This is a genomic window from Pseudomonas sp. URMO17WK12:I11, from assembly GCF_007677725.1.
GTDB lineage: Bacteria > Pseudomonadota > Gammaproteobacteria > Pseudomonadales > Pseudomonadaceae > Aquipseudomonas.
The window spans coordinates 79,724-106,524 of sequence record NZ_VEDF01000002.1; the positions used below are offsets into that span (position 1 = coordinate 79,724).

Genomic DNA, 26,801 nt, shown 5'->3' on the forward strand with positions numbered 1-26,801 from the left:
CTCAGGCCGATGCTGCGTCGTAGAACAGGGCGGTGCTGCGCTGCTCCACCACGGCCTGCTCGATGGCCGCCTGATGCACTTCGTCGGCATGCTCTTCACGCGCTTCGGGCTTGATGCCCAGGCGGGCGAACAGTTGCATGTCCTTGTCGGCTTGCGGGTTGGCGGTGGTCAGCAGCTTCTCGCCGTAGAAAATCGAGTTGGCCCCGGCCATGAAGGCCAGCGCCTGCATCTGCTCGTTCATTTGCTCACGGCCAGCCGACAGCCGCACGTGCGACTTGGGCATCAGGATGCGAGCCACGGCCAGCATGCGAATGAAGTCGAAGGGGTCGACATCCTGCTCGTTGGCCAGGGGCGTGCCGGCGACTTTCACCAGCATGTTGATCGGCACCGATTCGGGGTGTTCGGGCAGATTGGCCAACTGGATCAGCAAGCCTGCGCGATCGTCCAGCGACTCACCCATGCCGAGGATGCCACCTGAGCAGATTTTCATGCCGGCTTCACGCACATAAGCGAGGGTCTGCAGACGCTCGCTGTAGGTCCGCGTGGTGATGATGCTGGTGTAGAACTCAGGTGAGGTGTCGAGGTTGTGGTTGTAGTAATCCAACCCGGCGTCAGCCAGGGCCAGGGTCTGCTCCTGGTCGAGCTTGCCGAGGGTCATGCAGGTTTCCAGGCCCATGGCTTTGACGCCCTTGACCATTTCCAGCACGAACGGCATGTCCTTGGCTGAGGGGTGTTTCCAGGCAGCGCCCATGCAGAAGCGCGTCGAGCCGATGGCTTTGGCCCGGGCCGCCTCTTCGAACACCTTCTGCACTTCCATCAGCTTCTGCTTTTCCAGACCGGTGTTGTAGTGGCCGGACTGTGGACAATATTTGCAATCTTCAGGACAGGCACCGGTCTTGATCGACAACAGCGTCGACACCTGCACGCGATTGGCATCGAAGTGCGCGCGGTGCACGGTCTGCGCCTGGAACAACAGGTCGTTGAAGGGCTGCTGGAATAGCGCCTTGACCTCGGCCAGGGACCAGTCGTGACGTGTTGTTGCAGTTGTGCTGGCGCTCATCGGTGTTTCCTTGTTTAGGCTGTAGCTGGCGCCGAGCAGCAATGCCGTTCAGCGCATCACGGATTGCTCGCATAGTCATGGAAGGCTTATGAACTGTCAACCTTGGTTAAAGTCGCTGGTTTACAAGTGTTTAAATATTAACCACGCATGTTTGTTGTGCGGCGAATCTGCCCAGCAGCCTTACCCGCTGTGCGTAGCCTGCGAACAGGAACTGCCCTGGCTCGATGAGTATTGCCTGCGCTGTGCCCTGCCCCTGCCGATGGCAGGCCTGACCTGTGGGCAATGCAGCCGCCGGCCGCCGGCCTTCGAGCAGGTCGTGGCGCCCTGGCGCTATGGCTTCGCCCTGGACACCATGATCAGCCGTTTCAAGCACCGCAGCCAGTGGCCGCTGGGCCGCCTGTTGGCAGAACTGCTGGGCCTGAATCTGCGGCACCGCTACGCGGAAGGCCTGGCCAGGCCGCAACTGTTGATACCCGTGCCACTGTCGAAACGGCGCCTGCGCGAGCGGGGTTTCAATCAGGCTGGCATGCTGGCCCGCTGGCTGGCCAAGGCCGTGCAGATCGACTGCAACGAGCAGTGGCTGCTGCGTTCCCGTGACACGCCTGCGCAACAGCGGCTGAACGCCAAGGCTCGGCGCGGCAATCTGCGCCAGGCCTTCGCCCTGAGCGACGAAGCTGAATTTGCGGATCGGCATGTGGCCATCGTCGATGACGTGATGACCACCGGAGCCACTGCGCAAACCATTGCACAGCTGTTGCGTGAGGCCGGCGCGCGCAGGGTCGATGTGTATTGCCTGGCACGCACGGCAAAACCGGGGCAAGCTTGATGGGTCAGTTTCAGATAGGCGCCATCATGTCCCTGCCCGCCCCGCTTACCCAGCATATCGCCCGCCGCCCGCAGCGCATCGCGCTGCTCCAGCACATCGCCGAGCAAGGCTCGATCACCCGCGCCGCCAAGGCTGCTGGTATCAGCTACAAGGCGGCGTGGGATGCCATCGACGAGCTCAACAACCTCGCCAATCAGGCCTTGGTCGAACGCAGCACTGGAGGACGCGGCGGCGGCGGTGCGAGATTGTCGGACGAGGGGCAGCGGGTGCTGCGTCTGTATCAAAAGATCCAGGCACTGCAGGCGCAGATCCTCGACTCCGCCGAGCACGCCAGCGATCTCGATCTGCTCGGCCGCTTGATGCTGCGCACCAGCGCCCGCAACCAGTTGCAGGGCCAGGTGATCGCCATCGAGCACCAAGGGCGGTATGACCGCATCAGCCTGGCGCTGGCCGGTGGCCTGCAGATAGCAGCCTTGATCACCCCGGACAGCACTGCGCGTCTGGAACTGCACTGCGGTTGCACGGTGGTGGCGCTGCTCAAGGCCGGTTGGGTGCATCTGCTGATGGCGCAGGACGGCGCAACAACGGACGCCAACCTGCTCGACGCCACGGTCGCGGCAATTACCACTGATGCAGAAGGCCAAGGCGAAGTACGGGTGCTGCTGGAAAACGGCCAGACACTCTGTGCGTTCGCCGATGCACAGTGGCTGGCGCAACGTGACATCAATGAAGGCGCCAGGCTCAAGGTGCAATTTCACCCTGACGCCGTGTTGCTGGGCGTGCCGGTCTAGGTGCTGGCGTCGGGCTGCCAGCCGTACTACGCCACATGCGGTACCATGCCTGAATGCCGCCATTTTCCGGAGCTTCCATGTCTCACCCCTTCGCTACCTTGACCCCCGACCTGGTGCTCGACGCCGTCGAGAGCCTGGGCTTTCTCAGTGACGCCCGTGTGCTGGCGCTGAACAGTTACGAGAACCGCGTTTATCAGGTGGGTATCGAAGGCGCTCAGCCACTGATCGCCAAATTCTACCGGCCCGGTCGTTGGAGCGATGCGGCGATCGGCGAAGAGCATCAGTTCACCGCCGAGCTGGCCGAGTGCGAGGTCCCGGTAGTAGCACCGTTGCAGCATGCCGGGCAGTCCCTGTTCGAACACGAGGGCTTTCGCTTCGCGCTGTTCCCCCGGCGCGGCGGGCATGCGCCGGAACCGGGCAACCTCGATCAACTGTACCGCCTTGGCCAACTGCTCGGCCGCCTGCATGCGGTAGGCGCGGCGCGCCCGTTCCAGCACCGCGAGGCACTGGCTGTGGACAACTTTGGCCATGCTTCGCTCGACACCTTGCTCGAAGGCGGCTTCGTGCCCAAGGAGCTGCTGCCTGCCTTCGAGTCGGTAGCCCGCGATCTGCTCAAGCGCGTTGAAGCGGCCTACGCGCGCACGCCGCACCAGATCATCCGCCTGCACGGCGACCTGCACCCGGGCAACCTCATGCACCGCGACGAGGTGTATCACGTGGTCGATCTCGACGACTGCCGCATGGGCCCTGCCGTGCAGGACCTGTGGATGATGCTCGCCGGCAGCCGCGAGGAGCGCCTGGGGCAGTTGGCCGAGCTGATCGATGGCTACAACGAGTTTCACGACTTCGACCCACGCGAACTGGCCTTGATCGAACCGCTGCGCGCCCTGCGTCAGTTGCACTACAGCGCCTGGCTGGCCCGGCGTTGGGACGATCCGGCATTCCCGCCGAGCTTCCCGTGGTTCGGCCAGCCGCGCTATTGGGGCGACCAGATCCTGGCCCTGCGCGAACAGTTGGCAGCGCTGGATGAAGAACCGCTGAAATTGTTCTAGAAGCGGGTGCGGCTCTGTCTACAATAGGCCTCGCTTCACTGAGCAAGGACTCTTCATGCAAGCTGCAAACCTGCGCCGCGGGTATCTCCTGGGCCTGAGCGCCTACATCATCTGGGGCTTGTTCCCCCTTTACTTCAAAGCGATTCAGAGCGTTCCGGCGGTCGAGATCATCGTTCACCGGGTGCTTTGGTCGGCACTGTTCGGCTCCTTGCTGCTGTTGCTGTGGAAGCACCCCGGCTGGTGGCGCGAGTTGCGCGACAACCCGCGCAGGCTGGGGATCCTGGCCCTGAGCGGCACGCTGATCGCCGGCAACTGGCTGACCTATGTCTGGTCGGTGAACAACGGGCGCATGCTCGAGGCGAGCCTGGGCTACTACATCAATCCGTTGATCAATGTGCTGTTAGGCATGCTGCTGCTCGGTGAACGCTTGCGCCGCTTGCAATGGCTGGCAGTGGCCATGGCAGCGGTTGGCGTGGCCCAGCAGGTGTGGCAGGTAGGGAGCTTGCCATGGGTGTCCCTGGCGCTGGCACTGAGCTTTGGCTTTTATGGCCTGATTCGCAAGAAGGCGCCAGTTGCAGCCCTGCCGGGCTTGGTCGTGGAAACCTGGATGCTGGTGCCGCTGGCGCTCGGCTGGTTGCTGCTGCATCCGGCTGCGATGAGCGCACAAGGCGCCTTCTATGGCAGCAGCGAGGCGCTCTGGCTGATCGCAGCAGGCCCGGTGACGCTGGTTCCGCTGGTGTGTTTCAACGCGGCAGCGCGGCATTTGCCCTACACCACCTTGGGCTTCCTCCAGTACCTGGCGCCGACTCTGGTGTTGTTGCAGGCAGTGCTGCTGTTCGATGAGCATTTGTCCCAGAGCAGCCTGATGGCCTTCATCTGTATTTGGGCAGGGCTGGCGGTGTACAGCGTCGATGCCTGGCTGAATTTACGCAAACGCGCCTGATCAAAAGATGACCAAACAGCTGCAGGCCAGGTATCGCAGGGCCTGCAGCAACATCTCCAGAGGTTATCCATACCCTCGTCCCCGCGCTTTGTGCAAAAGCCAAGCAGCATTGTGCAGTTTTTGATCAAATCTCTGCAGGCCCCATGGAATATGGGCTGGCGGCTTGGACCCCCAGGTTATCCACAGGGCCTTCCCCGTAAAAGCGGGATAACCCAGGCGGGCGCTGGGCTCATTCTTCAGAGCGCCATTGCAGCTCCACCATCAAATCATCGGCCAAGCCCTCCAGGCGCCGCTGCAGCTCATCCAGCGACAGGGTCAGCGGTAGCGCGAGCAGGGCGTCGGCGCGGAACAACGCCTCATTGCTCATGGGGGCCGGGGTAACTTCAGTGCTCAGACGCTCCACATTCACCCCCTGCTCTGCCAACAGCCGCGTGATATCGCGGACGATGCCAGGGCGGTCGTTACCGACCAGCTCCATGCTGATGGGCTTGCGATCACTGGCAGGCTCCAGGCCGCTTTCAGCGATGAGCACGCGGATGTCTTCTTGCGCCAACCCTTTGAGCGACTTGAGCAATGCTTCATGTCGCGACGCCGGTACTGCGACCCGCAAAATGCCAGCGAACTGCCCCGCCATGCGCAGCATGCGGCTTTCCAGCCAGTTGCCGTCATGTTCGGCAATGCACTGGGCAATCCGCTCGACCTGACCTGCTTTGTCAGGTGCTATAACGGTCAACACAAGATCATCCACTAGCCACCCCCTGCACTGAGCCGCCGAAGGCGGCGAAATCGCGTATCGCGTGAGTATAGGCAAGGCGCGGCAACCTGCCGCAGGGCAGAACGGCACAACAATCGTGTACTGTTTCAAGATTTATCTGGAACAATCCACCTCTTTTTTGCGAACATAGCGCGTTCCAGCGTGACCATTTGCGACCAACCGGTCGCAGAACGGCGCTTTTAGTCTGATTTTGCCGCGTCTACCGCTTCATGTAGTATCCCGTGGCGCGGACTACAAAACGTCGTTTGGATGTCTGCCAAGGCGCCTGTGAAAATACGCACACTGTCTGCCAGCCGGTCTGGCAGGCTGCACCCAGCCGCGCTCGGCTCGTTCGCCGAGGGCAAGCACTGGTACGTGTTTAGAGAAGCGCTACAGGCTTAATACAGAAGAGCGAAATAGCTGAGCAGAGTGAGGCAAGCAATGACTGGATACGTTCAAGTCGGTGGCCTTCAGGTCGCCAAGGTCCTGTACGACTTCGTCAACGACGAAGCCATCCCAGGGACCGGCATCGTCGCCGAGCAGTTCTGGGCCGGTGCAGAGAAGATCATCAATGACCTCGCTCCAAAGAACAAAGCCCTGCTCGCCAAGCGCGACGAGCTGCAAGCCAAGATCGACGCCTGGCATCAGGCACGCCAAGGCCAGGCCTTCGATGCCGTAGCCTACAAAGCATTCCTCCAGGAAATCGGCTATCTGCTGCCACAAGCCGAAGATTTCCACGCCACCACCCAGAACGTGGACGAAGAAATCGCCCACATGGCTGGCCCGCAACTGGTGGTGCCGGTCATGAACGCCCGCTTTGCCCTGAACGCCGCCAATGCCCGTTGGGGCTCGCTGTACGACGCGCTGTACGGCACCGACGCCATCAGCGATGAAGGCGGTGCCGAGAAAGGCCAGGGCTACAACAAGGTACGTGGCGACAAGGTCATCGCCTTCGCTCGCGCCTTCCTCGACGAAGCCGCACCACTGGCCGCGGGCTCGCATGTCGATTCCACCGGCTACCGCATCGAAGCGGGCAAGCTGGTCGTCGCACTGAAGGGCGGCAGCAACAGCGGCCTGCGTGATGACGCTCAGCTGATCGGCTTCCATGGCGATGCCGCGGCGCCAACGGCCGTGCTGCTCAAGCACAACGGCCTGCACTTCGAGATCCAGGTCGATGCCAGCACGCCGGTCGGCAGTACCGACGCCGCCGGGGTCAAGGACATCCTGATGGAGTCGGCGCTGACCACCATCATGGACTGCGAAGACTCCGTGGCCGCCGTCGACGCCGACGACAAGGTGGTGGTCTACCGCAACTGGCTGGGCCTGATGAAAGGCGACCTGGCCGAGAACGTCAGCAAGGGTGGCAAGAGCTTCACCCGCACCATGAACCCGGACCGCGAATACGCCGCGCCCAACGGTGGCAGCGTGACCCTGCATGGTCGCTCGCTGCTGTTCGTGCGCAACGTTGGTCATCTGATGACCAACCCGGCGATCCTCGATGCCCAGGGCAACGAGATTCCCGAAGGGATCCAGGACGGCATCTTCACCAACCTGATCGCCCTGCACAACCTCAACGGCAACACCAGCCGCCGCAACACCCGCACCGGCAGCGTCTACATCGTCAAGCCGAAAATGCACGGCCCGGAAGAAGTAGCCTTCGCCGCCGAGATCTTCAGCCGTGTCGAAGACGTGCTGGGCATGCCGCGCAACACCGTCAAGGTCGGCATCATGGATGAAGAACGCCGGACCACGGTCAACCTCAAGTCGTGCATCAAGGCGGCTGCCGAGCGTGTGGTGTTCATCAACACCGGCTTCCTCGACCGCACCGGCGATGAAATCCATACCTCGATGGAAGCCGGCGCCGTCGTGCGCAAGGGCGCCATGAAGAACGAGAAGTGGATCGGCGCCTACGAGAACAACAACGTCGACGTAGGCCTGGCCACCGGGCTGCAGGGCCGGGCGCAGATCGGCAAAGGCATGTGGGCCATGCCCGACTTGATGGCGGCCATGCTCGAGCAGAAGATCGCTCACCCGCTGGCCGGTGCCAACACCGCCTGGGTGCCGTCACCCACCGCCGCCACCTTGCATGCCCTGCACTACCACAAGGTCGACGTGCAGGCACGCCAGCGCGAACTGGCCTCGCGCACCCCAGCGTCGGTCGACGATATCCTGACCATTCCGCTGGCCGCCAATACCCAGTGGTCTGCCGAAGAGATCCGCAGCGAACTGGACAACAATGCCCAGGGCATCCTTGGCTATGTGGTGCGCTGGATCGACCAGGGCGTGGGTTGCTCGAAGGTCCCGGACATTCACGACGTCGGGCTGATGGAGGACCGTGCCACCCTGCGTATTTCGGCGCAATTGCTGGCCAACTGGCTGCGCCATGGCGTGGTCAGCCAAGAGCAGGTGCTGGAAAGCCTCAAGCGCATGGCGGGCGTGGTGGACAAACAGAACGCCGGTGATGCCTCGTACCGGCCGATGGCGCCGCACTTCGATGACAACATCGCCTTCCAGGCCGCTGTCGAGTTGGTGCTCGAAGGTGCCAGGCAGCCCAACGGCTACACCGAGCCGGTGTTGCACCGCCGGCGCCGCGAGTTCAAGGCCCGCAACGGGTTGTAAGGCGCGAGCCACAAAGTAACAAGGGGCGCTGCGGCGCCCCTTTTTGCTAGGCGATTCGTAACTCTGCCTTGACCAGGCTGAGCAACTTGCCCAAGTCCACCGGTTTCAGCAGAAAGTCGACGACGCCCAGGTGCATGACATCCACCGCTTCCTTCACGTCGGTGTCGCCTGAGACCACGATGATCGATAGCGCCGCCCGCTCCGACTCACGGACCTCCTTGATCAGCTCAAGACCATCGGCCGGCTGCATGCGCAGGTCGGTGATCATCAAAGCAATGCGCGGCTCGTAGTGCAGCTTGAGCATCGCCTCCTGCGCACCGTCGGCCGTCATGCACTCGATGCCCCTGCTTTTCAGATACAGCTTCAAGGCCTCGCTGTTCACCGGATTGTCATCGACAATCAATACCACGGGGCTCGGCGCCAACGGCGCACTTACCACGGCCAATGCTTCGCGCTCAGCGTCGCTCAGAATGTCGTCATGCTCAGCCATGGTCATCTCGTCAAAAAAATCCCGCTTAAGATTTAAGACCGCAGAACCGGCGTAACCCGGCTCGCCTTTCGTCGGCTGTTTGACACCGCCATTCATAGACTTACGTCCAATGGGCACCACTGCGTTGTCGGCTGACCATGGATGCCGAGAACAACAAGGCCGGCACCTATATAGATATATATAGTCCGGCGCAGCGATACGGTCAGTGTCATGAGTAAAAAGGACGCCTACAGCCAGGCGGGCAGAACGGCAGTACTGCAGAACATCCAGGGTACCTTGCAGTTCCTCCAGCGCTTCCCGCCGTTCAATCAGATGGAACATGCACACCTGGCGTTTCTGGTGGAGCAGTGCCAGCTGCGCTTCTATGCCCGTGGCGAAAGCATCATCAAGCCGGCCGATGGGCCGGTCGAGCACTTCTATATCGTCAAGCAAGGCCGCGTGGTGGGGGAGCGCCAGCACCTGGTCAAGCCGGGAGTGGAAACCACCTTCGAGATCGCCGGCGGCGAGTGCTTTCCGTTGGCGGCACTGCTCGGCGAACGAGCCACCCGCACCGAACACCTGGCTGGGGAAGATACGTTCTGCCTGCAACTGAACAAGGCGGCGTTCATTCGCATCTTTTCGCTGTCGGAAGTGTTTCGCGATTTTGCCCTGCGCGGTGTCAGCAGCCTGCTCGACCAAGTCAACCAGCAGGTGCGCCACCGCGCCGTGCAGACCCTGGGTATGCAGTACTCGCTCAACACCCCGCTGGGCGAGCTGGCCATGCGCCACCCGGTGGTCTGCGAGCCGCACACACCCTTGCGCGAGGCCGTGCGCCTGATGCACGAACAGCAGGTCGGCAGTATCGTCGTGGTCGACCCGCAGCGTTACCCGATCGGCATTTTCACCCTGCGCGACCTGCGCCAGGTGGTCGCTGCCGCCGACACTGACCTGGCCGCCGCCATCGCGGGGCACATGACCGCCCAGCCCTTTTACCTCAGCCCCCAAGCCAGTGCCTTCGACGCCGCGATCGCCATGACCGAGCGGCACATCGCCCATGTCTGCCTGGTGGATAACCAGCGCTTGTGCGGGGTGGTGTCAGAGCGTGACCTGTTTTCCTTGCAGCGGGTCGATCTGGTGCACCTGGCGCGCACGATCCGCCACGCCCCGCGTCTTGATGCCCTGGTGCAATTGCGCGGCGAGATTGGTCAGCTGGTCGAGCGCATGCTCGCACATGGCGCTTCCTCGACGCAGATCACCCAGATCATCACCCTGCTCAACGATCACACGGTGTGCCGCGTGATCGAACTGGCCCTGGCCGAACGCGGCGACCCCGGGGTGCCGTTCAGCTGGTTGTGCTTCGGCAGCGAAGGGCGCCGTGAGCAGACCCTGCATACCGATCAGGACAACGGCATCCTGTTCGAGGCCAACGACAGCGCCGACGCCGATGCCATTCGCGCGCGCCTGCTGCCATTGGCACAGTACATCAATCAGTGCCTGGCGCAGTGCGGCTTCAGCTTGTGCCAGGGCAACATCATGGCCGGCAACCCCGAGCTATGCCTGTCGCGCAGTGAATGGGCCAACCGCTTCGCCGCCTTCGTGCGCGAGGCCAGCCCGGAAAACCTGCTGGCGTCGAGCATCTACTTCGACCTGCGGGTGGTCTGGGGGGATGACAGCGGGTGTGAACAGCTGCGCCGCCAGCTGCTCGAGCAGGTAGCCGACAACCGCATCTTCCAGCGCATGCTGGCCGCCAACGCCTTGCGCCAACGCCCGCCAGTCGGTCGCCTGCGCGAATTCGTGCTCAGCCGCCAGGGCGACGACAAAGCTGCCACCCTCGACCTCAAGGTCCAGGGCCTGACCCCGTTCGTCGATGGCGCCCGCCTATTGGCGTTGGCCAACGGAATCGGCGCGTGCAATACCCTGGAACGCCTGCGCCAGTTGGTCGCCAACGGTGTGATCGATGGCTTCGATGGCGCCGCCTTCGAGGAGGCCTACCACTTTATCCAGCAGACCCGCATGCAACAGCACCAGCGCCAGACCCGTAGCAACCTACCCTATTCCAACCGTGTCGACCCGGACAGCCTCAACCACCTGGACCGGCGCATCCTGCGCGAGTCGCTGCGCCAGGCGCAACGCCTGCAAAGCAGCCTTTCCTTGCGGTACCAGCTGTGAGCCTGTTCGCCTGGCTTCGCCCCGCCGGTCCGCTGCTGGACGACGCCTTGCGCCAGCGCCTGGCCCGCTTGCCGTCGGCACTGCCACTGGGTGTCTGCTCCCTGCGCGAACAGCGCTGGGTGGTGCTCGACCTCGAAACCAGTGGCCTCAACCTCAATCGCGATGAAGTGCTGTCGATCGGTGCCGTTGCCATCGCCGATGGCGCCATCGATTTTTCCCAACAGTTCGAGCGCACCCTGCACCGCCCGCAGGTCAAGACCAGTGCCAGTGTGCTGATTCACGGCCTGGGGCCAAGCGCCCTGGCCGCCGGTTGCGACCCGGCCGAGGCCTTGCTCGATCTGCTCGAGTTCATCGGCAACAGCCCGGTGCTGGCCTTTCATGCGCCCTTCGACCAGCGCATGCTGGCGCGCGCCTTGAAGCACAGCCTCGGGCATCGCTTGCAGGTGCCCTTCATGGACGTCGCCGAACTGGCGCCGATGCTCAACCCCGACACCGTGCTGCGCGAAGCGGGCCTTGACGACTGGGTGGCGCGCTTTGGCCTGCAGGTCGATGAGCGCCACCATGCCAGTGCCGATGCCCAGGTCACGGCTGAACTTGCGCTGATTCTGTTCAGCCAGGCTCGACGCCAGCAGTTGGACAGTCCGCTGCAACTGGAGCAGCGCCTGCGCGAGTGGCGTCGCCGCGCGGTGCCGGCCTACGGCTTATGAACGCCCCATCAGCGTCAGTTTTTTCCATGATGGCATTCCGATAAGCGTCCATTGCAAGCGCCCCCGCCCTCTGTAACAATCGCGAATAATTATCGTTAGTTAATGCATTCGCTCCGGGGGGACGCTGCGTGTCTTCTGCCCACAGTCCACATGCCGAGTTGGTCGGCGCGCTGTACCGCGACCATCGTCGCTGGCTGCTGGCCTGGCTCCAGCGCAGCATCGCCTGCCGCCAGCGTGCCGAAGACCTGAGCCAGGACACCTTCGTGCGCCTGCTTGGCCGTGAGCAGCTGGACACCCCCCGCGAACCCCGTGCCTTCCTCGCCGCGGTCGCCAAAGGCCTGCTGTTCGATCATTTCCGCCGCGCCGCATTGGAGCAGGCCTATCTGGCAGAGCTGGCGTCACTGCCCGAAGCCGAACAACCCTCAGCGGAAATCCAGCACCTGATCCTCGAAGACCTCAAGGCCATCGATCGTCTGCTCGGCAAGCTGTCGAGCAAGGCCCGCGCTGCATTCCTGCACAACCGCCTCGATGGCATGAGCCATGCCGCCATTGCCGAGCGCCTGGGCGTCTCGGTGTCGCGGGTGCGCCAGTACATCGCCCAAGGCATGCGCCAGTGCTACGTGGCCTTGTACGGTGAGCCGACGTGAACAGCGCACCGGTTTCCTCACGGGTGTTGGAGGCTGCCATCGCCTGGAAGCTGACCCTCGACGCAGGCAGCGGCACGCCTGAGCAACACAGCGCCTTCAGCCGCTGGCATGCCGCCAGCGAAGAACATGCCCGCGCCTGGCAGCAGCTTGGCGCCCTCGATCAGCGTGTCGGCGCGGCAGCCGGTCCCGCCCGTCAGGCCCTGCTGCAATCACGCGCCGGCCTGCGCCGGCGCATCGGCAAAGCCGGCAGCAGTCTGGCCGGCATGCTGCTGCTGGGCGGTCTGCTGGCCTGGCTCGCCGGGCCTTCGTTGGCACCCAGCTATTGGCTGGCAGATCAACGCACCGCCACCGGCGAACTGCGGACCCTGCGCTTGGCCGACGGCACGCTGCTCAGCCTCAACAGCCACACGGCGGTAGATATCGACTTCGACGGCGAACAGCGTGTGCTGGTGCTGCACCAGGGCGAAATTTCCGTAGAGACCGGTCACGACGATCCGCGTGCCCTGCTGGTGCGCACCGACGACGGCCGCCTGCGGCCACTGGGCACGCGCTTCCTGGTGCGCCGCGAAACCCAGGGCACACGCCTGGAAGTGCTGCAGTCGTCGGTGGCGGCCAAGCCGCACAATCACCTCGAGGAGCAGGTACTGCACGAAGGTCAGCAGGTTTTGATGAGCGCCGATGGCCTGGGCCAGGTGGGCGCGGTAGCGACCGGAGCCGACGCCTGGACCCGCGGCATGCTGGTGGTCGACAACATCCGCCTGGCCGATCTGCTGAAACAGCTGAGCCCTTATCGCAGTGGCCATCTGGGTGTAGCCGCTGAAGTCGCCGACCTGCGCGTGAGCGGCAGCTTCCCATTGACCGATACCGACCTGGCGCTTGCCTCGCTGCTCCCGGTGCTACCGGTGAAGCTCGAACGGCATGCCCCGTGGTGGGTGACCGTCGTTCCCAAATAGATGATTTAGCGGCGAGCGCCTGCTCGTTACCTGCGACCGGGCGCCGATGCGCCCGCCTGCGGCTCACCTTCAGAGCCGAATAATTCTCAGTATTTTTCCGATTAGCCCTGTCACTTCTGCAATCTCGCTCGGCAAGGAAGCAATTAGCACTCATCCGTCGAGGAACCGCTGAATGTCCCGTGCCGTTGATCGTGTCTTGCGTCCTAGCCTGTTGGCCTTGGCGGTCGCGTTTTGCCTGCCATTGACCAGCCCCACCCTGCATGCCGCCGAGCAGGCTGCGCTGCGTACCTACAACCTGCCAGGCGCGCCGCTGGCCTCCACCCTCAACCAGATCGCCAGCCAGGCGGGCATCACCCTGGCCATCGACCCGGCCCTGGTCAGCGGCCGCACCGCGGCGCCGGTCAACGGCCAGTACGATGGCCTCGCCGCGCTGCAGGCAGCCTTGGCAGGCACCGGGCTGCAGTTGCAGTCGAGCAGTGCGGGCAGCTATAGCCTGGTGGCCATACCGGACGGTGCGCTGGCCCTGCCAGAAACCGCGATCAATGCCAGCACGGCCTATGAAAGTGCCTGGGGGCCGGTGGACGGCTATCTGGCCAAGCGCACCGCCGCAGGGACCAAGACCGACACCGCGCTGGTAGAGGCGCCGCGCTCGATTTCCATCGCCACGCGCCAGCAGATGAGCGACCGTAGCGTACACAGTCTCGACGACGCCGTGAAATACATGCCGGGCATCGTTTCGGCCAGTTTCGGCAGCGATACCCGTTATGACTGGATGCGCGTGCGTGGCTTCGAGCCGACCCAGTTCCTCGACGGCTTGCCGCTGCCGCGCGGGGTCTACGCCAACCCCAAGGCCGAAACCTGGAACCTCGACCGCCTGGCGCTGCTGCGCGGCCCGGCCTCGTCGGTCTATGGGCAAACGCCTCCCGGCGGCCTGCTGGACATCGTCAGCCGTCGCCCGCAGGCCGAAAGCACGCATGAAATCGAAGTGCAATATGGTAGCGACAACCATCGCCAGCTCAACTTTGCCAGCACCGGCAAGATCGATGAGCAAGGCCAGTTCCTGTACGGCGTCAGCGGCGTGATTCGCGACGGCGGCACGCAGATCGATCACATCGACGACAAGCGCTACAACATCGCCCCGAGCCTGACCTGGAACATCGACGAGGACACTTCGCTGACCTTGCTCAGCCAGTTCACCCGTGACGATACCGGCGCCACCAGCCAGTTCCGACCGATCCAGGGCACCAAGATCGACATGCCGTTCGGCAAGATCTCGCACCACAAGAACCTGGGTGATCCGGATTACGAGTTCTACGACCGTACCTATTACGCGCTGGGTTATGCGTTCGAGCATCGGCTTAATGACGTCTGGCAGTTCCGTCAGAACCTTCGCTACACCAAGTCGGACCTGGCCTTCCAGACCATCACCCCCGGCAGCTATTACCAGCCTGGCGGCCCTGTGCAAGACGACGGCACGGTCAGCCGCATGTCCACCAATACCGACGAGGACATCAGCCAGTTCGCGGTGGACAACAACTTCCAGGCCGACTTCGCCACTGGCGACATCACCCACACCCTACTGCTGGGCCTGGACCACCAGCGGGTCAACAGCAACTACCTGTCGATCTTCGGCTTCAACGTGCCGAACAGCAACGTGATCGACCCCGTATACGGCGTGCCAATCACCCGCCCCGACCGCTCCACGGCGTTCTATGATTACAACCAGAAGACTCGCCAGACTGGCCTCTATGCGCAGGACCAGATGGCCCTGGGCAACTGGCGTCTGACCTTGGGTGGGCGCGAGGACTGGGTGCACACCAGCACCAAGTTCCTCAACCAGGGCAACGCCACCAATACCCAGCGCGACAAGCAATTCAGCGGCAACGCGGCGCTCAGCTATGTGTTCGACTCAGGCTTTGTGCCGTACATCTCCTATGCCGAGTCGTTCCAGCCCGCCAGCAATGCGGCTGTGTCAGCCTCCGAGTCGTTCAAGCCCACCGAGGGCAAGCAGTGGGAGCTGGGGGTGAAATACCAGCCGCCGGGCTCCAACACGCTGCTGACGGCAGCGGTGTATGACCTGACCCAGAAGAATGTCTCGGTCACCAACAATCAGGGCGGTGTGACCTTCACCAGCCAGACCGGCGAAGTGAAAGTGCGAGGCCTGGAACTCGAAGCGGTGGCTGATGTGTCGGCCAACCTCAAGCTGACCGCCGCCTACACCCTGGCCAAATCCGAAGTGCAGGACGGCCTGTACAAGGGCAACCGTCTGCAACTGATGCCCAACCAGCAAGCCTCGCTGTGGGCCGACTACACCTGGCACAGCGGCATCCTCGATGGCTTCGGTATCGGCGGCGGCGCCCGCTACACCGGCAATACCTATGGCGACCAGGCCAACACCTACCTGGGCAAAGCCAACGCCTACACCGTGTTCGACGCCAGCGTGCACTACGACCTCGGCCGCCTGAGCAACAGCCTCAAAGGCGCCTCGGTAGCCGTCAATGCGACCAACCTGCTGGACAAGGACTATCTGTCCACCTGCGATAGCTATTACTGCTACTACGGTGACGAACGCAGCGTGGTAGCCAGTGCTTCCTATCAGTTCTGAAAGAACGGGGGGCTGCTGCGCAGCCCCCAGGTTCGCACAGACCGAATCGGTACTGTCATGAAAAGCCCAACCCTTCGCCGCTGGTCGGTGATTCACACCTGGAGCAGCCTGGTCTGCACCCTGTTCCTGTTGTTATTGGCCCTCACCGGCCTGCCGCTGATCTTCCATCACGAACTCGAACACCTGCTCGGCGATGCCGCAGTGCTGCGCGAGATGCCCGCTGGCACCGCGCACCTGGACCTGCAGCAGCTGGTCAGCAAGGCCGAGCAGCACCGCCCGGGTGAAGTGGTGCAGTATTTCGGCTTCGACAAGGACGAACCAGACGGCGTGCTTGCCATCACTGCCGCCAGCGCCGGCACCGAACCCAACGCGTCGCACACCTTCATGCTCGATGCCCGCACGGGCGAGGCAGTGGCCATGCCAGCAGCCAACGGCGGTTTCATGATGCTGATGCTGCGCCTGCACGTAGACCTGTTCGCAGGCCTGCCCGGCAAGCTGCTGCTGGCCTTCATGGGCCTGCTGTTCATCGTCGCGATAATTTCCGGCACGGTGCTGTACGCGCCGTTCATGCGCCGCCTGGGTTTCGCCAGCGTGCGCCGTGACAAGTCGCGCCGGCTGCGCTGGCTCGACCTGCACAACCTGATCGGCGTGGTCACCCTGACCTGGGCGCTGACCGTGGGCGTGACCGGCGTGATCAGCGCGCTGTCGGATCTGGTGATCGCCGCGTGGCGCAATGACAGCCTGGCGGCGATGGTTGCGCCGTACCAGGACGCGCCGGTGCTGAGCGAGCGTGCCCCGGCCACGCGCCTGCTAGCGATCGCCAGCGAGGCTGCGCCGGGCATGCGTGCAGACTTCATCGCGTTTCCCGGAACGCGTTTCTCCAGCGAACACCACTACGCGGTGTTCATGAACGGTGCCACGCACCTGACCTCGCACCTGTTCACTCCGGTGTTGATCGATGCCCGTACCCTGGAGGTCACCGCAGTCGGCGACCGCCCCTGGTACATGGACGCCATGGGGCTGTCGCAACCCCTGCATTTTGGTGATTACGGCGGGCGTCCCATGCAGATCCTGTGGGCCGTGCTGGATATCCTGACCATCGTCGTGCTCGGCAGCGGTGTCTACCTCTGGCTGGACAAACGCAAGCGCGCCAGAGAGGCCAAGGCATGAGCCACCGCTCTCGTTCCACCGTGCGCGTGTTAGCCTGGCCTGCCCTCATCGCCCTGCTCGGGGCCCTGGGTTTGTTCGCCGCCCTGCTCGGTGACGGCGCCTGGGATCTGCTGGCCTGGCTCGGCCTGGGCATCCCGGCAGCCTTGAGTGTGCGCGCTCTCTGGCAAGGCTCAGGGCGAAGATGAGGTAGCAGGCTACACCCAGCCGGCGCACGCCTCGCCACACCATGCCCGCTCCCGCCTACAAGGAGCGCCGCATGCTACCTCTGCAACGCATCGATTCGCTTCACGACCAGATAGTGGCATCGCTCGCGGCGATGCCGGTCATCAACACACCGCTGCCGTCACGCCAGCAACTGCACGGCGACCTGGCCGACTATTGGGCCTGGCCGAACAGCCAAGGGCTGTCGCGCCGTGAACAGCTGGCCGAGAACCGTCGCGCCATGCTGCACGCCGAATCCGCTCTGCGCGTAAGCGACGGCACCTTGAGCGCCGAGCAAGCCGCAGCGTTCAGCGTGCTGCTCGACATGCCGCAGGCCTGGCAACGCCACCATCAGGCGCTGGAGCGCCGAGCCCAGATCTACCGGCCGGTGCTGTCGCGCAGCCGCCCGGCCTGGCGTGCGGCCATACCAGGCCTGTTCGTCATGGTTCTCGGCCAGGCCGAAGGCCGCGACCTCGATCCTCAGCACCCGACTGGGCCAGTGCTGGTGTTCGGGCTGGGTCAGGGACTGGAGAGCTACGACTCACTGCAGGCCCTGCACCAGGAGCTGAGCGAGCGCGTCGACGACCCGATCCAGGGCAGGCAACTGCTGCAGTTGCTGGTCGAACCAGACAGCCTGGCCAGTGCCCGCCAGGCCGATCAAGTGCGTTACCAGTGGTACGCCGATGATCCACTGCTGGCACAAGTCGACAGCTTGATCGAAGCACAGCGGCTGCGGCTGAATCAGGTATGGTCAAGCCCCTCGAGCGACGCCGCGCCTAGCGTCGAGCAACTCCGTCGGGCCCTGCAACTGGCCGACGATGCAGGCAGCAAGACGCTGCTGGCCACGCGCTACGCCGCTCTGCTGGAAAAAAACCTGCCTAATTGGATGCGTTCGGCGAGTCCGCAAGCGCTTGCCCACATCATGCAGGGCATGCAGGAACTGGTGGCCGCAGGCGAGCGGGTAGCAGCGCCCGGCATCCTGACCCTACGCCAGTTCCAGCAACAAGACACCCTGCAGCTTTGGGCCCGCCAGCGTGTCGAAGCACGCCTGCGCCACGACCTGGGGCTGGACCTGACTCCCGGGCAGATCTTCGTCACCGTGGTTCACACCCGCCAGACCGGGCCATGGATCTACCCGCTGCAACCCTCGACCTACGTCACCTGGCGGGGCTTTCAGAACGTCGGCGGCCAACTGATCGAAGCGGTCGCTGTGCGCTATTCGCTGGACGAGCTGGCCAGGCGTAACGTGGCATGGTTCGACTACGACTACTGGCTGACTGCACGCGTCAGCGCAAGTGACAGCAGGGCCTTGCCTGCTGGCTTGACGCCTGCCTACATCAAAGCGATGGTCAGAAGCCTGAACGTCGGCGCGAGCTACGCCGATTACCTGCGCACGCAGCTGCTGGAGACTGCCGCCGGCCAATGGCGCTTGCGCGCCCACAGCGTGATCAATCGCGCGCGCATGCGTGCCGAAGCCGCCAAGGCGCGTTATGCCGGGCACCTTGCCCAGGACTGGGACGAACGCGACTACCGTTGGGTCGAGCAGGTCATTTCCCAGCCACACAACGCCCTGCGCCCACGTATCGATGGGCATCCGGTAATCGTTCGGCAGCTGCTGATCGAGCAGCACACCGTGCTGGGCGTGCTGCTCTTGAGCAGCGGCTCGCCAAATACAAACGCCTTTGTGTTGTATACCCCCGACGCCCCGGACCGCCGTGCCTGGCGCTCGTTCGCGAGCCCCCGTGCGCTGTTGCGCCTGGTCCGCGCCAAGCCCGCGCTGCGCACCTATCTGGCACAGCGTCTGCCGCTGTTGCCCGCTGAGCAGGTTGAGCGCTGGCTGGTCAAAGGACAGCTGGCCAGGCGCTTGCAAACCCCCGCCATCGAGGACGATCTGTTCCACGCTTGCTACATGGCCGAGGTGCGCAGCATGCTGGCACTGGCAGACGCCGACAGCCAGACCACGGCCGAGGCAGACCTCCACCAGGCGGTCACCCTGAGCTGGACACTGCTTGATCTCATCAGCATCTTTCTGCCGATCAAAGTCATGGTGCCGTTGACGCTTGGGCGCATGGTGCTGGAGATCTGGAAAGGCGTGGACGCTTACCGGCACGAAGACCTCAATGGCGTGCTGACCCATGCCTACAATGCCCTGAGCCATGCCAACGACGCCGGCACCAGCCTGGTCAGCACCGGGCTGGTGCGGCGTGTGTTGCGCGGCATACCCAAGCCACCGCCGCTGTTATTGCCACTGCGCTATAGCGTCAAGCCTGACAGCAGCAACCTGCGTTACCACATCAACGGTCTGTACGGGGAACAGGTGCATGAAAAAGCCTCGGCCTTCGAGGGTCTGTCCCAGTACTACGTGCAGGACAGCCATGGCCGCTACTACAAAGTGACGTTCGATGGCAGCCGCTGGGGGGCGATCGACCCGGACCAACCGGACGCCTACCTGACCCAACCGGTCAAACGCCTGGCCAACGGCGATTGGGTAATCGACTCACCGTTGCTCTGGTACGACGGCCTGCCGGATCTGCAGTTGCTGCTCGACAGCTGCCGCTTGCCGGCGCCGTTACAGGGCACCGCGCTGAGCGCAGCCGATGGCCTGCATGATGCGGATGGGCAACTGTACCTGCAGACCGACGCCGGACAGTTGCCGCTGCGCCAGCACATCCTGGCGGGCCGCTACCACCTGCCGATACCTGAGGCTGACACGGCCGGGGTGGTGCCATGGGCGGTCCTGCGCTGGCGAGATGAACAATGGCGCATCCAAGTGCGCCAGGCAGGGCGCAGCAGCGACTGGCTGGCCCTGCCTGCGGCCTATTCGGTGAGCTTGGGCAGCAACTGATCCAGGCGCTGGTACAGCGCGCTGCCGCTCGGCCAGTTGCGCAGCAGCCGCGCCCGGTCCCGGGCGTAGGCTGGCGCAAAGCTGAGGGCAGTGGCGTGCTGGCACATGGCGTCGAGATCGATCAGCCACCATTTGCCATCGGCCCAGAACAGGTTATGCCCCTTGAAGTCGCCATGGCTGATGCGCTCGCGGATCAACTGCTGCATGACCTGAACCAGGGCATCGAGCTGTTCCTGGGGGGCATCACCACTGTCTACATAGGGCGCGAAACACTCGCTCAAGTCTGGCCCATCGAGGTACTCGGTGACCAGGTAGGCCCGGCTGCGCAGCCCCAGCACCCGCTGCTCCAGCACCGCCAAGGGCCGGGGCGTGGCGATGTCGAGAAACATCAGACGCTGGCCTTCGATCCACGAATGCCAGGCCCGGCTAGGGCGCCAGAAGCGCTTGAACCAATGGGCAGTGTTCTTGATGTTGTAGCGCTTGAGGATCAGCGAGCGCCCCTGCACCTCGATGCGCGCCACGCTGGCCGCGCCTCCGGTCTTGTACAGGTGGCCTTGCTCGAGCAACGCATCGGCCTGCTCCAGCACCGCAAGCAGGTCCGGCAGCTGGTCACGTGCAATCGCGCGCAGCCCGGAGAGACTGCGCTCGACGCTGAACAGGCTGCACTCGCGGCCGGCTTTTTCCAGATAGTCCTTCTGCCGCCAGTGGCGCACCTTGTCGACCTGCTTCTGCAGCGCTTCCATCGGCAAGGCGTGCTCGGCGTTGGCCAGCAGGTAGTGCACCAGCAGCTCTTCGATGAAGGGTTCCAGACGCTTGGGCAACTGGGCGAAGAACACCCCGAGGTTTTCCAGCACGCGCGCACGCGTGAGCGGCTGCCCTGGCGTCTCGGCCTTGATGCCGGCGCCATCGATCAAGTACAGCTTGCCGCCATGGCGCAGCAAGTTGTCCAGGTGCAGGTCTTCCTGCCACAGCCCTTGCGCATGCATCTGCGCAACGGCAGTGAGCGCTTCGGCCAACACCGCCTGCTGCTCGTCAGCCAGCACCGGCATCGCCTCGACCGCCGCCCAGGCATCGGCCAGGCTCTCGGCGCCATCGAGAAACTCGAACAGCAACCAGCCGCCCTCTCCCTCGACAAGCCCATCGGCGAGCAGCTTCGGTGTCGTCAGGTGCTGTTGCGCCAGCAGCCTGACGCCATCGAGTTCACGCTGGAAATGCCGTGCGGCATTACCGCCGACCAGCAGCTTGGCCAGTACCGGCGTGCCGCGCCAGATGGCGGCGCCGACGTAGCGCTGCCCCGGCAGCACGCGCAGCAGGCTGAGCAGTTGCAGATCCGCGCTGCCGGCCGCATCGGCCAGGGTGATGCTCAACGGCAGCGTCGGGCTGCGCCCAGCTGCTTGCAGTTCGGACAAGCGCATCAACGGGCCTCCTTTTCACGACGGCGGTGCATCAGGCGTTGCAGCCAGGTATCGACCAAGGTGCTGGCGGCAGGTTGATGCAGGTAAGCGGCCAACAGCTGGCGCACGTCCGCTTCGCTCCAGATCGGTGCACGGCGCAACAATGGCTCCAGGTCGCGCAGGCGATCGCGCATGCCAAACAGCAGTGGCCGGGTTTTTTCCAGGTCGATCAGTTGCGCTTCCCAGCTTTCGCGACGCGGGCGCAGGAAGATGTGCTTGGGATAGAAGCAGCCATGCACCTGGCCGGCCCCGTGCAGCGTGCGCGCCAGTTGCCCGCAGGCGTTGAGAATAGCGATGCGGGCTGCGTCGTCCAGCTCGGGCCACTGGGCCAGCAGGCTGTCAAGATCGTTCCATTGATCCAGCGCGCGGGTCATCAGCATCGCCCGGTGCCGGCCGTTGTGCTTGCGCTCGCCATAGAACACCGCCTGCAGCGCCGGGATGCCCAGCTTCTGGTAACGGCTGATGTTGCGGAACTCGCGGGAGAAGGTCGGTTCGCCGAACGGTCGGTGCAAGCTGCGGGTCAGGTAGTCGCACTGGCGCTTGAGGTAGTAACCCTTGCCCTCCAGCTCCAGGCGATAGACGCTACTCCAACCGCCACGTGCCGTGTTGGGTTCATCCACCGCGTCCAGCTGCAGCGCCCACAGCGCTTCGAAATCATTCAAGCCATGGCGCTTGAGCAACGCAAGATCGGTACTGGCCAGGTAATCGGTCATTCCCTTCCCTCGAAGAAGCCCAGTACCTGGCGAATCCGGCGCTTGTCCTGCGCATTCAGGCGCTCGCGCTCACGGTACTGCAGGTAGAAGCGCAGGCGCTGGGTCGCCGACAGGTGATACTTGGCCACCTTGTCCAGGCATGCCAAGTCCTTGATCAAGCGATGCCGCCACATGAAGCCACGCCAGAAGTCGCCGGTCGGGCAGTCGATGAAGAACAGCGTACCCTGATCGTCCACCAGCAAGTTGCGCCACTTGAGGTCGTTGTGGGCAAAGCGGTGCTGGTGCATGACCCGGGTGTGGCGAGCCAGTTGGCGGCTCAGCTGATCGACCCAGGCGCGATCGGCCAGGCGCGCGTCGTGCCGTTCGGCCAGCGCCGATAGGTCTTCGGTGTGCGGCAATTCACGGGTGATCATCGCCCCGCGACCAAAGGCCAGACCCTTGCGCTCCAGCCCCCAGGCCACCACCTCGGCCGTCGGGATGCCCCACTTGGCGAACTGCTTGAGGTTCTGCCATTCAGCCTTGATGCGCGGGCGCCCCAGGTAGCGGCGCATGTGTTTGCCAGCGCCGGTATAGCGCTTGACGTAATAATTGACCCCATCGCGCTCGACGCGCACGACCTCGCTGAGCGGGTCGCGCGTGAGGCGCTCGCCCTGCAAGGCGAATACCGCGTCGAGGCTGCCGAAGTCCGCCGCCAGGTGTTGATAGCCTGGCGCCAGTGTCCAACCCGCCATCAGAGTGCATCCCCATAGCGTTGCTTGCGATCGTAGAGTTTCTGCGCCTTGCCCTCGAGCCAGGCGAGCAGGCTCGCCTCTTCGGCCAGCACCTGGCGCAGCGGGCGCTGGAAATAACCGCGCAGGAAGCGCAACTTGTCACGCCGCGTCAGGCCGATGTCCAGGGCCGAGAAGTACAGCGCGGCCAGGTCCTTGTCGCGCCAGCGCCGGCTGATTGTCGCGCGGGTCTGCGCGCGGTGCAGGTCGATCACCGACAGTTTGAAGTCATCCGCCGTCACCGGGCGGTCGGTGTGCAGCAGAAAGTGGCAGATGTAGCAGTCACGGTGATTGACCCCGGCGCGGTGCATGGTGCCGGTCATCTTCGCCACTTCGGCGATCAACGCGCGTTTCAGACGTGGCTGCGGTGGCTGCTGGCGCCAGTCGATGCTGAAATCTTCAAGGCTGATGGTCGGTGCCAGTTCCTCGGTGATGATGAACGAATGCTGGCTGGCCGGGTTGCTGCCGCGCTCGCCGTAGGCCACCGCGGTCATGGTTGGCACGCCGGCCTCATGCAGGCGCTGGATGGCTCGCCATTCCTGGCCGGCACCGAGCACCGGCAATTTCGCGGTGAACAGGTTCTTGAAGATTTCGCCCCAACCGATACCACGGTGAATCTTGACGAAGAAACCTTCGCCAGCGACTTCGGTACGCAAGGTCCGGCGCCCTTCGAGCTCGCGGTATACCTCACCTTGCAAGGCTTCGACGGCCACGAACGGATCGCGCCCGGCCCACAGCCGCTTGAAGGGTTCGGCCACTATCAGCTTCATGCGTTCTCCTGCCCCAGGATCACATCGGCAGCATGCTGCGGCATGCTGTAGAGGTCAGCGCTGTCGGCAAACGCCAGACCATTGCGCGACCAGTCGGCACGGGCGTGCGGGTCTTCGAGCATACGCTGCAGGTAGCCGTTGAGCTGCTCTTGCTCGAACGGCTCGTCCAGCACCAGGCCACTGTTGGCCTCGGCAATGTAGTGGGCGTAGCCGCAGACCTTGGACACCAGCACCGGCAAACCGGCTACCAGCGCTTCGAGCAGCACGGTGCCGGTGTTTTCGTTGTAGGCCGGGTGGATCAACAGGTCGGCGCCCAGCAGAAAGCGCGGGATATCGCTGCGACCTTTGAGAAACTGCACCTGCTCGCCCAAGCCCAGCGCCGCGCTCTGCAACTGGAACACCTTGGGATCGTCCTGGCCGATGACCATCAGCCGAGTCCGCTTGCGCAAGGCCGACGGCAACGCCGCCAACGCCTTGAGGCTGCGGTCGACCCCCTTGGTCTTGAAGCCTGAACCGATCTGCACCAGCAACAGGTCATCGGCGCCCAGGTTGAATTCGCGGCGAAAGTCGGCGCGGATCTCGGCAGCGTTGTCCGGCGCCCTGCGGTCCTGGGAAATACCCGGCGGCAACAGGTGGAAACGCTCCACCGGCGTGCCGTAATGCTTGATGAACAATGGCTGCTGCACCTCGGAAATCATCAGGATCTCGGTGCTGGCGTCCTTGGCGAACACGGCGCGCTCGTACTCGGCGAAGTGCCGGTAGCGGCCCCAGCGCCGGTACAGACCGCCGCGCAAGGTCTGCGCCTTGTCTTCGAAACAACCGTCGGCGGCGTAATACACATCCAGCCCCGGCATCTTGTTGAAACCGATCAGCCGATCCACCGGGCGCTTGGCCAGGTCGGCCGCCATCCAGGCGCTGAGTTTCTCGTTACGGCGGTGGTTGAAAACGGCCTTGACCGGCGCCACCAGCACTTCGAAGCCCGGTGGAATGTCGCCTTCCCAGATCAGCGTGTAGACCCGGATCTGGTGGCCGCGCTTCTGGCATTCCAGGGCAATGCGCATGAAGTCGCGCTGCAGTCCGCCAAAAGGGAAGTATTTGTAGAGTACGAAAGCCAGTTGCATCAACGGACATCCTCAGCCAGCAGCAGCGCGCTCAAGCGGCTCGCCACATGCTCGGGATTCAGGCGAGTGAAGCACAATGGCCACTCGCGTTTGAGATCGAACCGGCGCAGGTCCTCGGCGCTCGGCTTGTAGGTGCATTTCTTCTGCAGGCAAGGCGCGCAAGGCCAGTCGCTGGCCTGGTGTACCTGGGTCCGTCCGTAGGCGCCGGTCAGGCCCGGGTTGGTCGGGCCGAACAGGGAGATGGTCGGCACATCGAGTGCCGCCGCCAGGTGGCCAAGGCCGGTATCGACCGCCACGCAGGCTTTCGCCGCCGCCAGTACGCGAGCGACGCCGACCAGATTCAACTTGGGGAGCACCTGGCAATTGTTCAAGCCTTGGGCGATGCGCTCGGCACGGGCTTTTTCCGCAGGGTTGCCCCAGGGCAGGCGCACCTGCAGCTGGCGTCGGCCCATGCGCTCGGCAAGCTCGCGCCAGTAGGCTTCGGGCCAGTGCTTGGTGGCCCAGGTGGTGCCGTGCAGAAACACCACATAAGGCGCGGCGGGCGGCAATTGCAAACGCTCAAGATCCAGGCCGTAGTGGCCGACGCCTTCGGGCAAATCATAGGACAGGGCCATGGCGAACAACTGGCGCACGCGCTCGACCGCATGCTGCCCGGTGGCCACCGACAAGCGCCTGTCGTAGAAGCGACTGGCCCAGCCCTCGCGGGCGCTGTAGCGGTCCAGTCCGGCTACCGGTGCTTTCACGTAGCGGGTCAGCCAGGCGGACTTGACCAAACCCTGGGCATCGATCACCAGGTCATACCGACGCTCGCGCACGCGCTGCTTGAAGGCCTTCCACTCGCCGCTCTTGAGGGTCTGCCAGAGGTTCTTGCGCCAGCGCCGAATCGCCACCGGAATCACCCGGTCGACCGCCGGATGCCAGCCGGGGATCTCGGCGAAACCTTCTTCGACCACCCAGTCGAAGCGGATCCCGGGCACCGCGTGGGCGGCGTCGGTCAACGCCGGCAGGGTGTGGATCACGTCGCCCAGCGACGAGGTCTTGATGATCAGTACCCGCACTTAGTCGACCTCGGCCAGCACGTCGATGATGTTCGGCCCACCCAGCCGGGTGAGCGCGGCGATGACCATGCCGGGTTCGAGCAGGCGCAGGCAGTTGTAATGGCCGAAACGGCAGGTGCGGTCGAAGCACGGGCTACACTCGATGCCGGTGCGCACCACTTCGACCTGTTCGGCCAGCGGCGGCGTGAAACCGGGCGAGGTCGAGCCATAGACTGCCACCAGCGGGCGATTGAGCGCCGCCGCCACGTGCATCAGGCCAGAATCGTTGGACACCACGGCATCGGCGCAGGACATCAGGTCGATGGCCTCGGCCAGCGAGGTTTCGCCGGCCAGGTTGTACGATTCTTCCCTTAGCCCCGGGATCAGCCGCTCGCGGATCTGCTCGCCGACCGGGTGATCGTTTTTCGAGCCGAACAGCCACACCTGCCAGCCCTGACGAATCATCGCGTCGGCCACGGCGGCGTAATGCTCGGCCGGCCAGCGCTTGGCCTCACCGAACTCGGCGCCTGGACACAGCGCCAGCACAGGGCGGTCCAGGGTCAGGCCGAACTTGGCCTGCGCAGCCTCGCGGCTGTGCGCCTCGATCTGCAGGTGCGGCCGCGGATAGGGCTGCGGCAATTCGGCGTCCGGCGCGTAGGCCAAGGCCATGAAGCGCTCGATCATCAACGGATAACGGGCTTTGTCGAGCTTGCGCACATCGTTGAGCAGGCCAAAGCGCATCTCGCCGCGCCAGCCGGTGCGCTTGGGAATGCCGGCAAAGAACGGCACCAGCGCCGACTTCAGCGAATTGGGCAACAAGATGGCCTGGTCATACTGACCGGCCAGGGATTTGCCGATGCGCCGCCGCGTGGCCAGCTCCAGCGCCCCATGGCCGAGCGGGAAGCTCAAGGCCTGGCGCACTTCGGGCATGCGCTCGAGGATTGGCCGGCTCCACTCGGGGGCCAGCACGTCGATCACGCAGTCGGGGTGCTGCTGTTTCAGGCACTGGAACAGGGTCTGCGCCATCACCATGTCGCCGACCCAGCTGGGGCCAATGATCAGTATTCTCATGCTTAGTCCAGAAACGCTCGGGGAGGCTACAGGCTGCATACCGCCTGGCCTCCCCTC

The 26,801-nt window shown here is 64.0% G+C and carries 23 protein-coding genes; 13 read left to right on the forward strand and 10 right to left on the reverse strand.

Going from position 1 to position 26,801, the window contains the following annotated elements; translation table 11 throughout:
- Position 1: 1 nt before the first annotated feature.
- The gene (gene bioB / locus FS665_RS03655) at positions 2–1,060 is read right to left on the reverse strand and encodes a biotin synthase BioB (protein WP_145183585.1); all 1,059 of its coding nucleotides are present in this window, start codon (positions 1,058–1,060) and stop codon (positions 2–4) included.
- A gap of 88 nt (positions 1,061–1,148) precedes the next feature.
- Between bioB and FS665_RS03660 the strand changes: the two genes are divergently transcribed.
- The 4 genes from FS665_RS03660 (at position 1,149) to rarD (ending at position 4,672) form a co-directional block, all read left to right on the forward strand.
- A complete protein-coding gene (locus FS665_RS03660) occupies positions 1,149–1,886 on the forward strand; it encodes a ComF family protein (RefSeq protein WP_145183588.1) in 738 nt (245 codons plus the stop codon).
- Between the two features lie 26 nt (positions 1,887–1,912).
- Complete coding sequence (locus tag FS665_RS03665) at positions 1,913–2,677, forward strand: TOBE domain-containing protein (RefSeq protein WP_145183591.1); 765 nt, start codon at positions 1,913–1,915, stop codon at positions 2,675–2,677.
- A 77-nt stretch (positions 2,678–2,754) separates the two neighbouring features.
- Positions 2,755–3,729 (forward strand): serine/threonine protein kinase, encoded by a 975-nt coding sequence (locus tag FS665_RS03670; protein ID WP_145183594.1) that lies wholly within the window; start codon positions 2,755–2,757, stop codon positions 3,727–3,729.
- 55 nt (positions 3,730–3,784) lie between these two features.
- Positions 3,785–4,672 carry an EamA family transporter RarD gene (gene rarD / locus FS665_RS03675; RefSeq protein ID WP_145183597.1) on the forward strand — a complete coding sequence of 296 codons (888 nt, stop codon included), beginning with the start codon at positions 3,785–3,787 and terminating at the stop codon, positions 4,670–4,672.
- A 229-nt stretch (positions 4,673–4,901) separates the two neighbouring features.
- On the opposite strand, the gene FS665_RS03680 is transcribed toward rarD, so the two are convergent.
- On the reverse strand, positions 4,902–5,420 hold the full coding sequence (locus tag FS665_RS03680; RefSeq protein ID WP_145183600.1) for a glycine cleavage system protein R: 519 nt from the start codon (positions 5,418–5,420) through the stop codon (positions 4,902–4,904).
- 447 nt (positions 5,421–5,867) lie between these two features.
- On the opposite strand from FS665_RS03680, the gene FS665_RS03685 reads away from it, so the two are divergent.
- On the forward strand, positions 5,868–8,045 hold the full coding sequence (locus FS665_RS03685) for a malate synthase G (protein WP_145183603.1): 2,178 nt from the start codon (positions 5,868–5,870) through the stop codon (positions 8,043–8,045).
- Positions 8,046–8,091: 46 nt separating this feature from the next.
- On the opposite strand, the gene FS665_RS03690 is transcribed toward FS665_RS03685, so the two are convergent.
- Positions 8,092–8,631, reverse strand: coding sequence for a response regulator (locus FS665_RS03690; RefSeq protein WP_145184965.1), 540 nt, complete (start codon positions 8,629–8,631; stop codon positions 8,092–8,094).
- A gap of 114 nt (positions 8,632–8,745) precedes the next feature.
- On the opposite strand from FS665_RS03690, the gene FS665_RS03695 reads away from it, so the two are divergent.
- The 8 genes from FS665_RS03695 (at position 8,746) to FS665_RS03730 (ending at position 19,811) form a co-directional block, all read left to right on the forward strand.
- Positions 8,746–10,683: a DUF294 nucleotidyltransferase-like domain-containing protein gene (locus FS665_RS03695; RefSeq protein ID WP_145183606.1), complete on the forward strand. Its 1,938-nt coding sequence runs from the start codon at positions 8,746–8,748 to the stop codon at positions 10,681–10,683.
- Complete coding sequence (locus FS665_RS03700) at positions 10,680–11,390, forward strand: PolC-type DNA polymerase III (RefSeq protein ID WP_145183609.1); 711 nt, start codon at positions 10,680–10,682, stop codon at positions 11,388–11,390. The genes FS665_RS03695 and FS665_RS03700 overlap by 4 nt, the downstream gene beginning before the upstream one ends.
- Before the next feature lie 128 nt (positions 11,391–11,518).
- The gene (locus tag FS665_RS03705) at positions 11,519–12,037 is read left to right on the forward strand and encodes an RNA polymerase sigma factor (RefSeq protein ID WP_145183612.1); all 519 of its coding nucleotides are present in this window, start codon (positions 11,519–11,521) and stop codon (positions 12,035–12,037) included.
- Positions 12,034–12,990 carry a FecR domain-containing protein gene (locus FS665_RS03710; protein WP_145183615.1) on the forward strand — a complete coding sequence of 319 codons (957 nt, stop codon included), beginning with the start codon at positions 12,034–12,036 and terminating at the stop codon, positions 12,988–12,990. Before FS665_RS03705 ends, FS665_RS03710 begins: the two co-directional genes overlap by 4 nt.
- Before the next feature lie 172 nt (positions 12,991–13,162).
- A complete protein-coding gene (locus tag FS665_RS03715; protein ID WP_145183618.1) occupies positions 13,163–15,595 on the forward strand; it encodes a TonB-dependent siderophore receptor in 2,433 nt (810 codons plus the stop codon).
- Between the two features lie 57 nt (positions 15,596–15,652).
- Complete coding sequence (locus FS665_RS03720) at positions 15,653–16,765, forward strand: PepSY domain-containing protein (RefSeq protein ID WP_145183621.1); 1,113 nt, start codon at positions 15,653–15,655, stop codon at positions 16,763–16,765.
- Positions 16,762–16,950, forward strand: coding sequence for a hypothetical protein (locus tag FS665_RS03725; RefSeq protein WP_145183624.1), 189 nt, complete (start codon positions 16,762–16,764; stop codon positions 16,948–16,950). The genes FS665_RS03720 and FS665_RS03725 overlap by 4 nt, the downstream gene beginning before the upstream one ends.
- 71 nt (positions 16,951–17,021) lie before the next feature.
- Positions 17,022–19,811 (forward strand): dermonecrotic toxin domain-containing protein, encoded by a 2,790-nt coding sequence (locus FS665_RS03730; RefSeq protein WP_145183627.1) that lies wholly within the window; start codon positions 17,022–17,024, stop codon positions 19,809–19,811.
- Here the strand turns inward: FS665_RS03730 and FS665_RS03735 are convergent.
- The 7 genes from FS665_RS03735 to waaF are packed head-to-tail and all read right to left on the reverse strand — an operon-like array spanning position 19,784 to position 26,744.
- Positions 19,784–21,226, reverse strand: a complete 1,443-nt coding sequence (locus FS665_RS03735) for a lipopolysaccharide kinase InaA family protein (RefSeq protein WP_145183630.1) — start codon at positions 21,224–21,226, stop codon at positions 19,784–19,786. The two genes, FS665_RS03730 and FS665_RS03735, sit on opposite strands and share 28 nt — an antisense overlap.
- Positions 21,226–21,978 carry a lipopolysaccharide kinase InaA family protein gene (locus FS665_RS03740; RefSeq protein WP_145183633.1) on the reverse strand — a complete coding sequence of 251 codons (753 nt, stop codon included), beginning with the start codon at positions 21,976–21,978 and terminating at the stop codon, positions 21,226–21,228. The genes FS665_RS03735 and FS665_RS03740 overlap by 1 nt, the downstream gene beginning before the upstream one ends.
- The gene (locus FS665_RS03745) at positions 21,975–22,709 is read right to left on the reverse strand and encodes a lipopolysaccharide kinase InaA family protein (RefSeq protein ID WP_145183636.1); all 735 of its coding nucleotides are present in this window, start codon (positions 22,707–22,709) and stop codon (positions 21,975–21,977) included. The genes FS665_RS03740 and FS665_RS03745 overlap by 4 nt, the downstream gene beginning before the upstream one ends.
- Entirely contained in the window at positions 22,709–23,515 is an 807-nt protein-coding gene (gene rfaP / locus FS665_RS03750; RefSeq protein ID WP_145183639.1) for a lipopolysaccharide core heptose(I) kinase RfaP, read from the reverse strand. The genes FS665_RS03745 and rfaP overlap by 1 nt, the downstream gene beginning before the upstream one ends.
- A complete protein-coding gene (locus FS665_RS03755; RefSeq protein WP_145183642.1) occupies positions 23,512–24,636 on the reverse strand; it encodes a glycosyltransferase family 4 protein in 1,125 nt (374 codons plus the stop codon). Before FS665_RS03755 ends, rfaP begins: the two co-directional genes overlap by 4 nt.
- Positions 24,636–25,694 (reverse strand): lipopolysaccharide heptosyltransferase I, encoded by a 1,059-nt coding sequence (waaC, locus tag FS665_RS03760; protein ID WP_145183645.1) that lies wholly within the window; start codon positions 25,692–25,694, stop codon positions 24,636–24,638. The genes FS665_RS03755 and waaC overlap by 1 nt, the downstream gene beginning before the upstream one ends.
- Positions 25,695–26,744, reverse strand: coding sequence for a lipopolysaccharide heptosyltransferase II (waaF, locus tag FS665_RS03765; RefSeq protein ID WP_145183649.1), 1,050 nt, complete (start codon positions 26,742–26,744; stop codon positions 25,695–25,697).
- Positions 26,745–26,801: the final 57 nt, after the last annotated feature.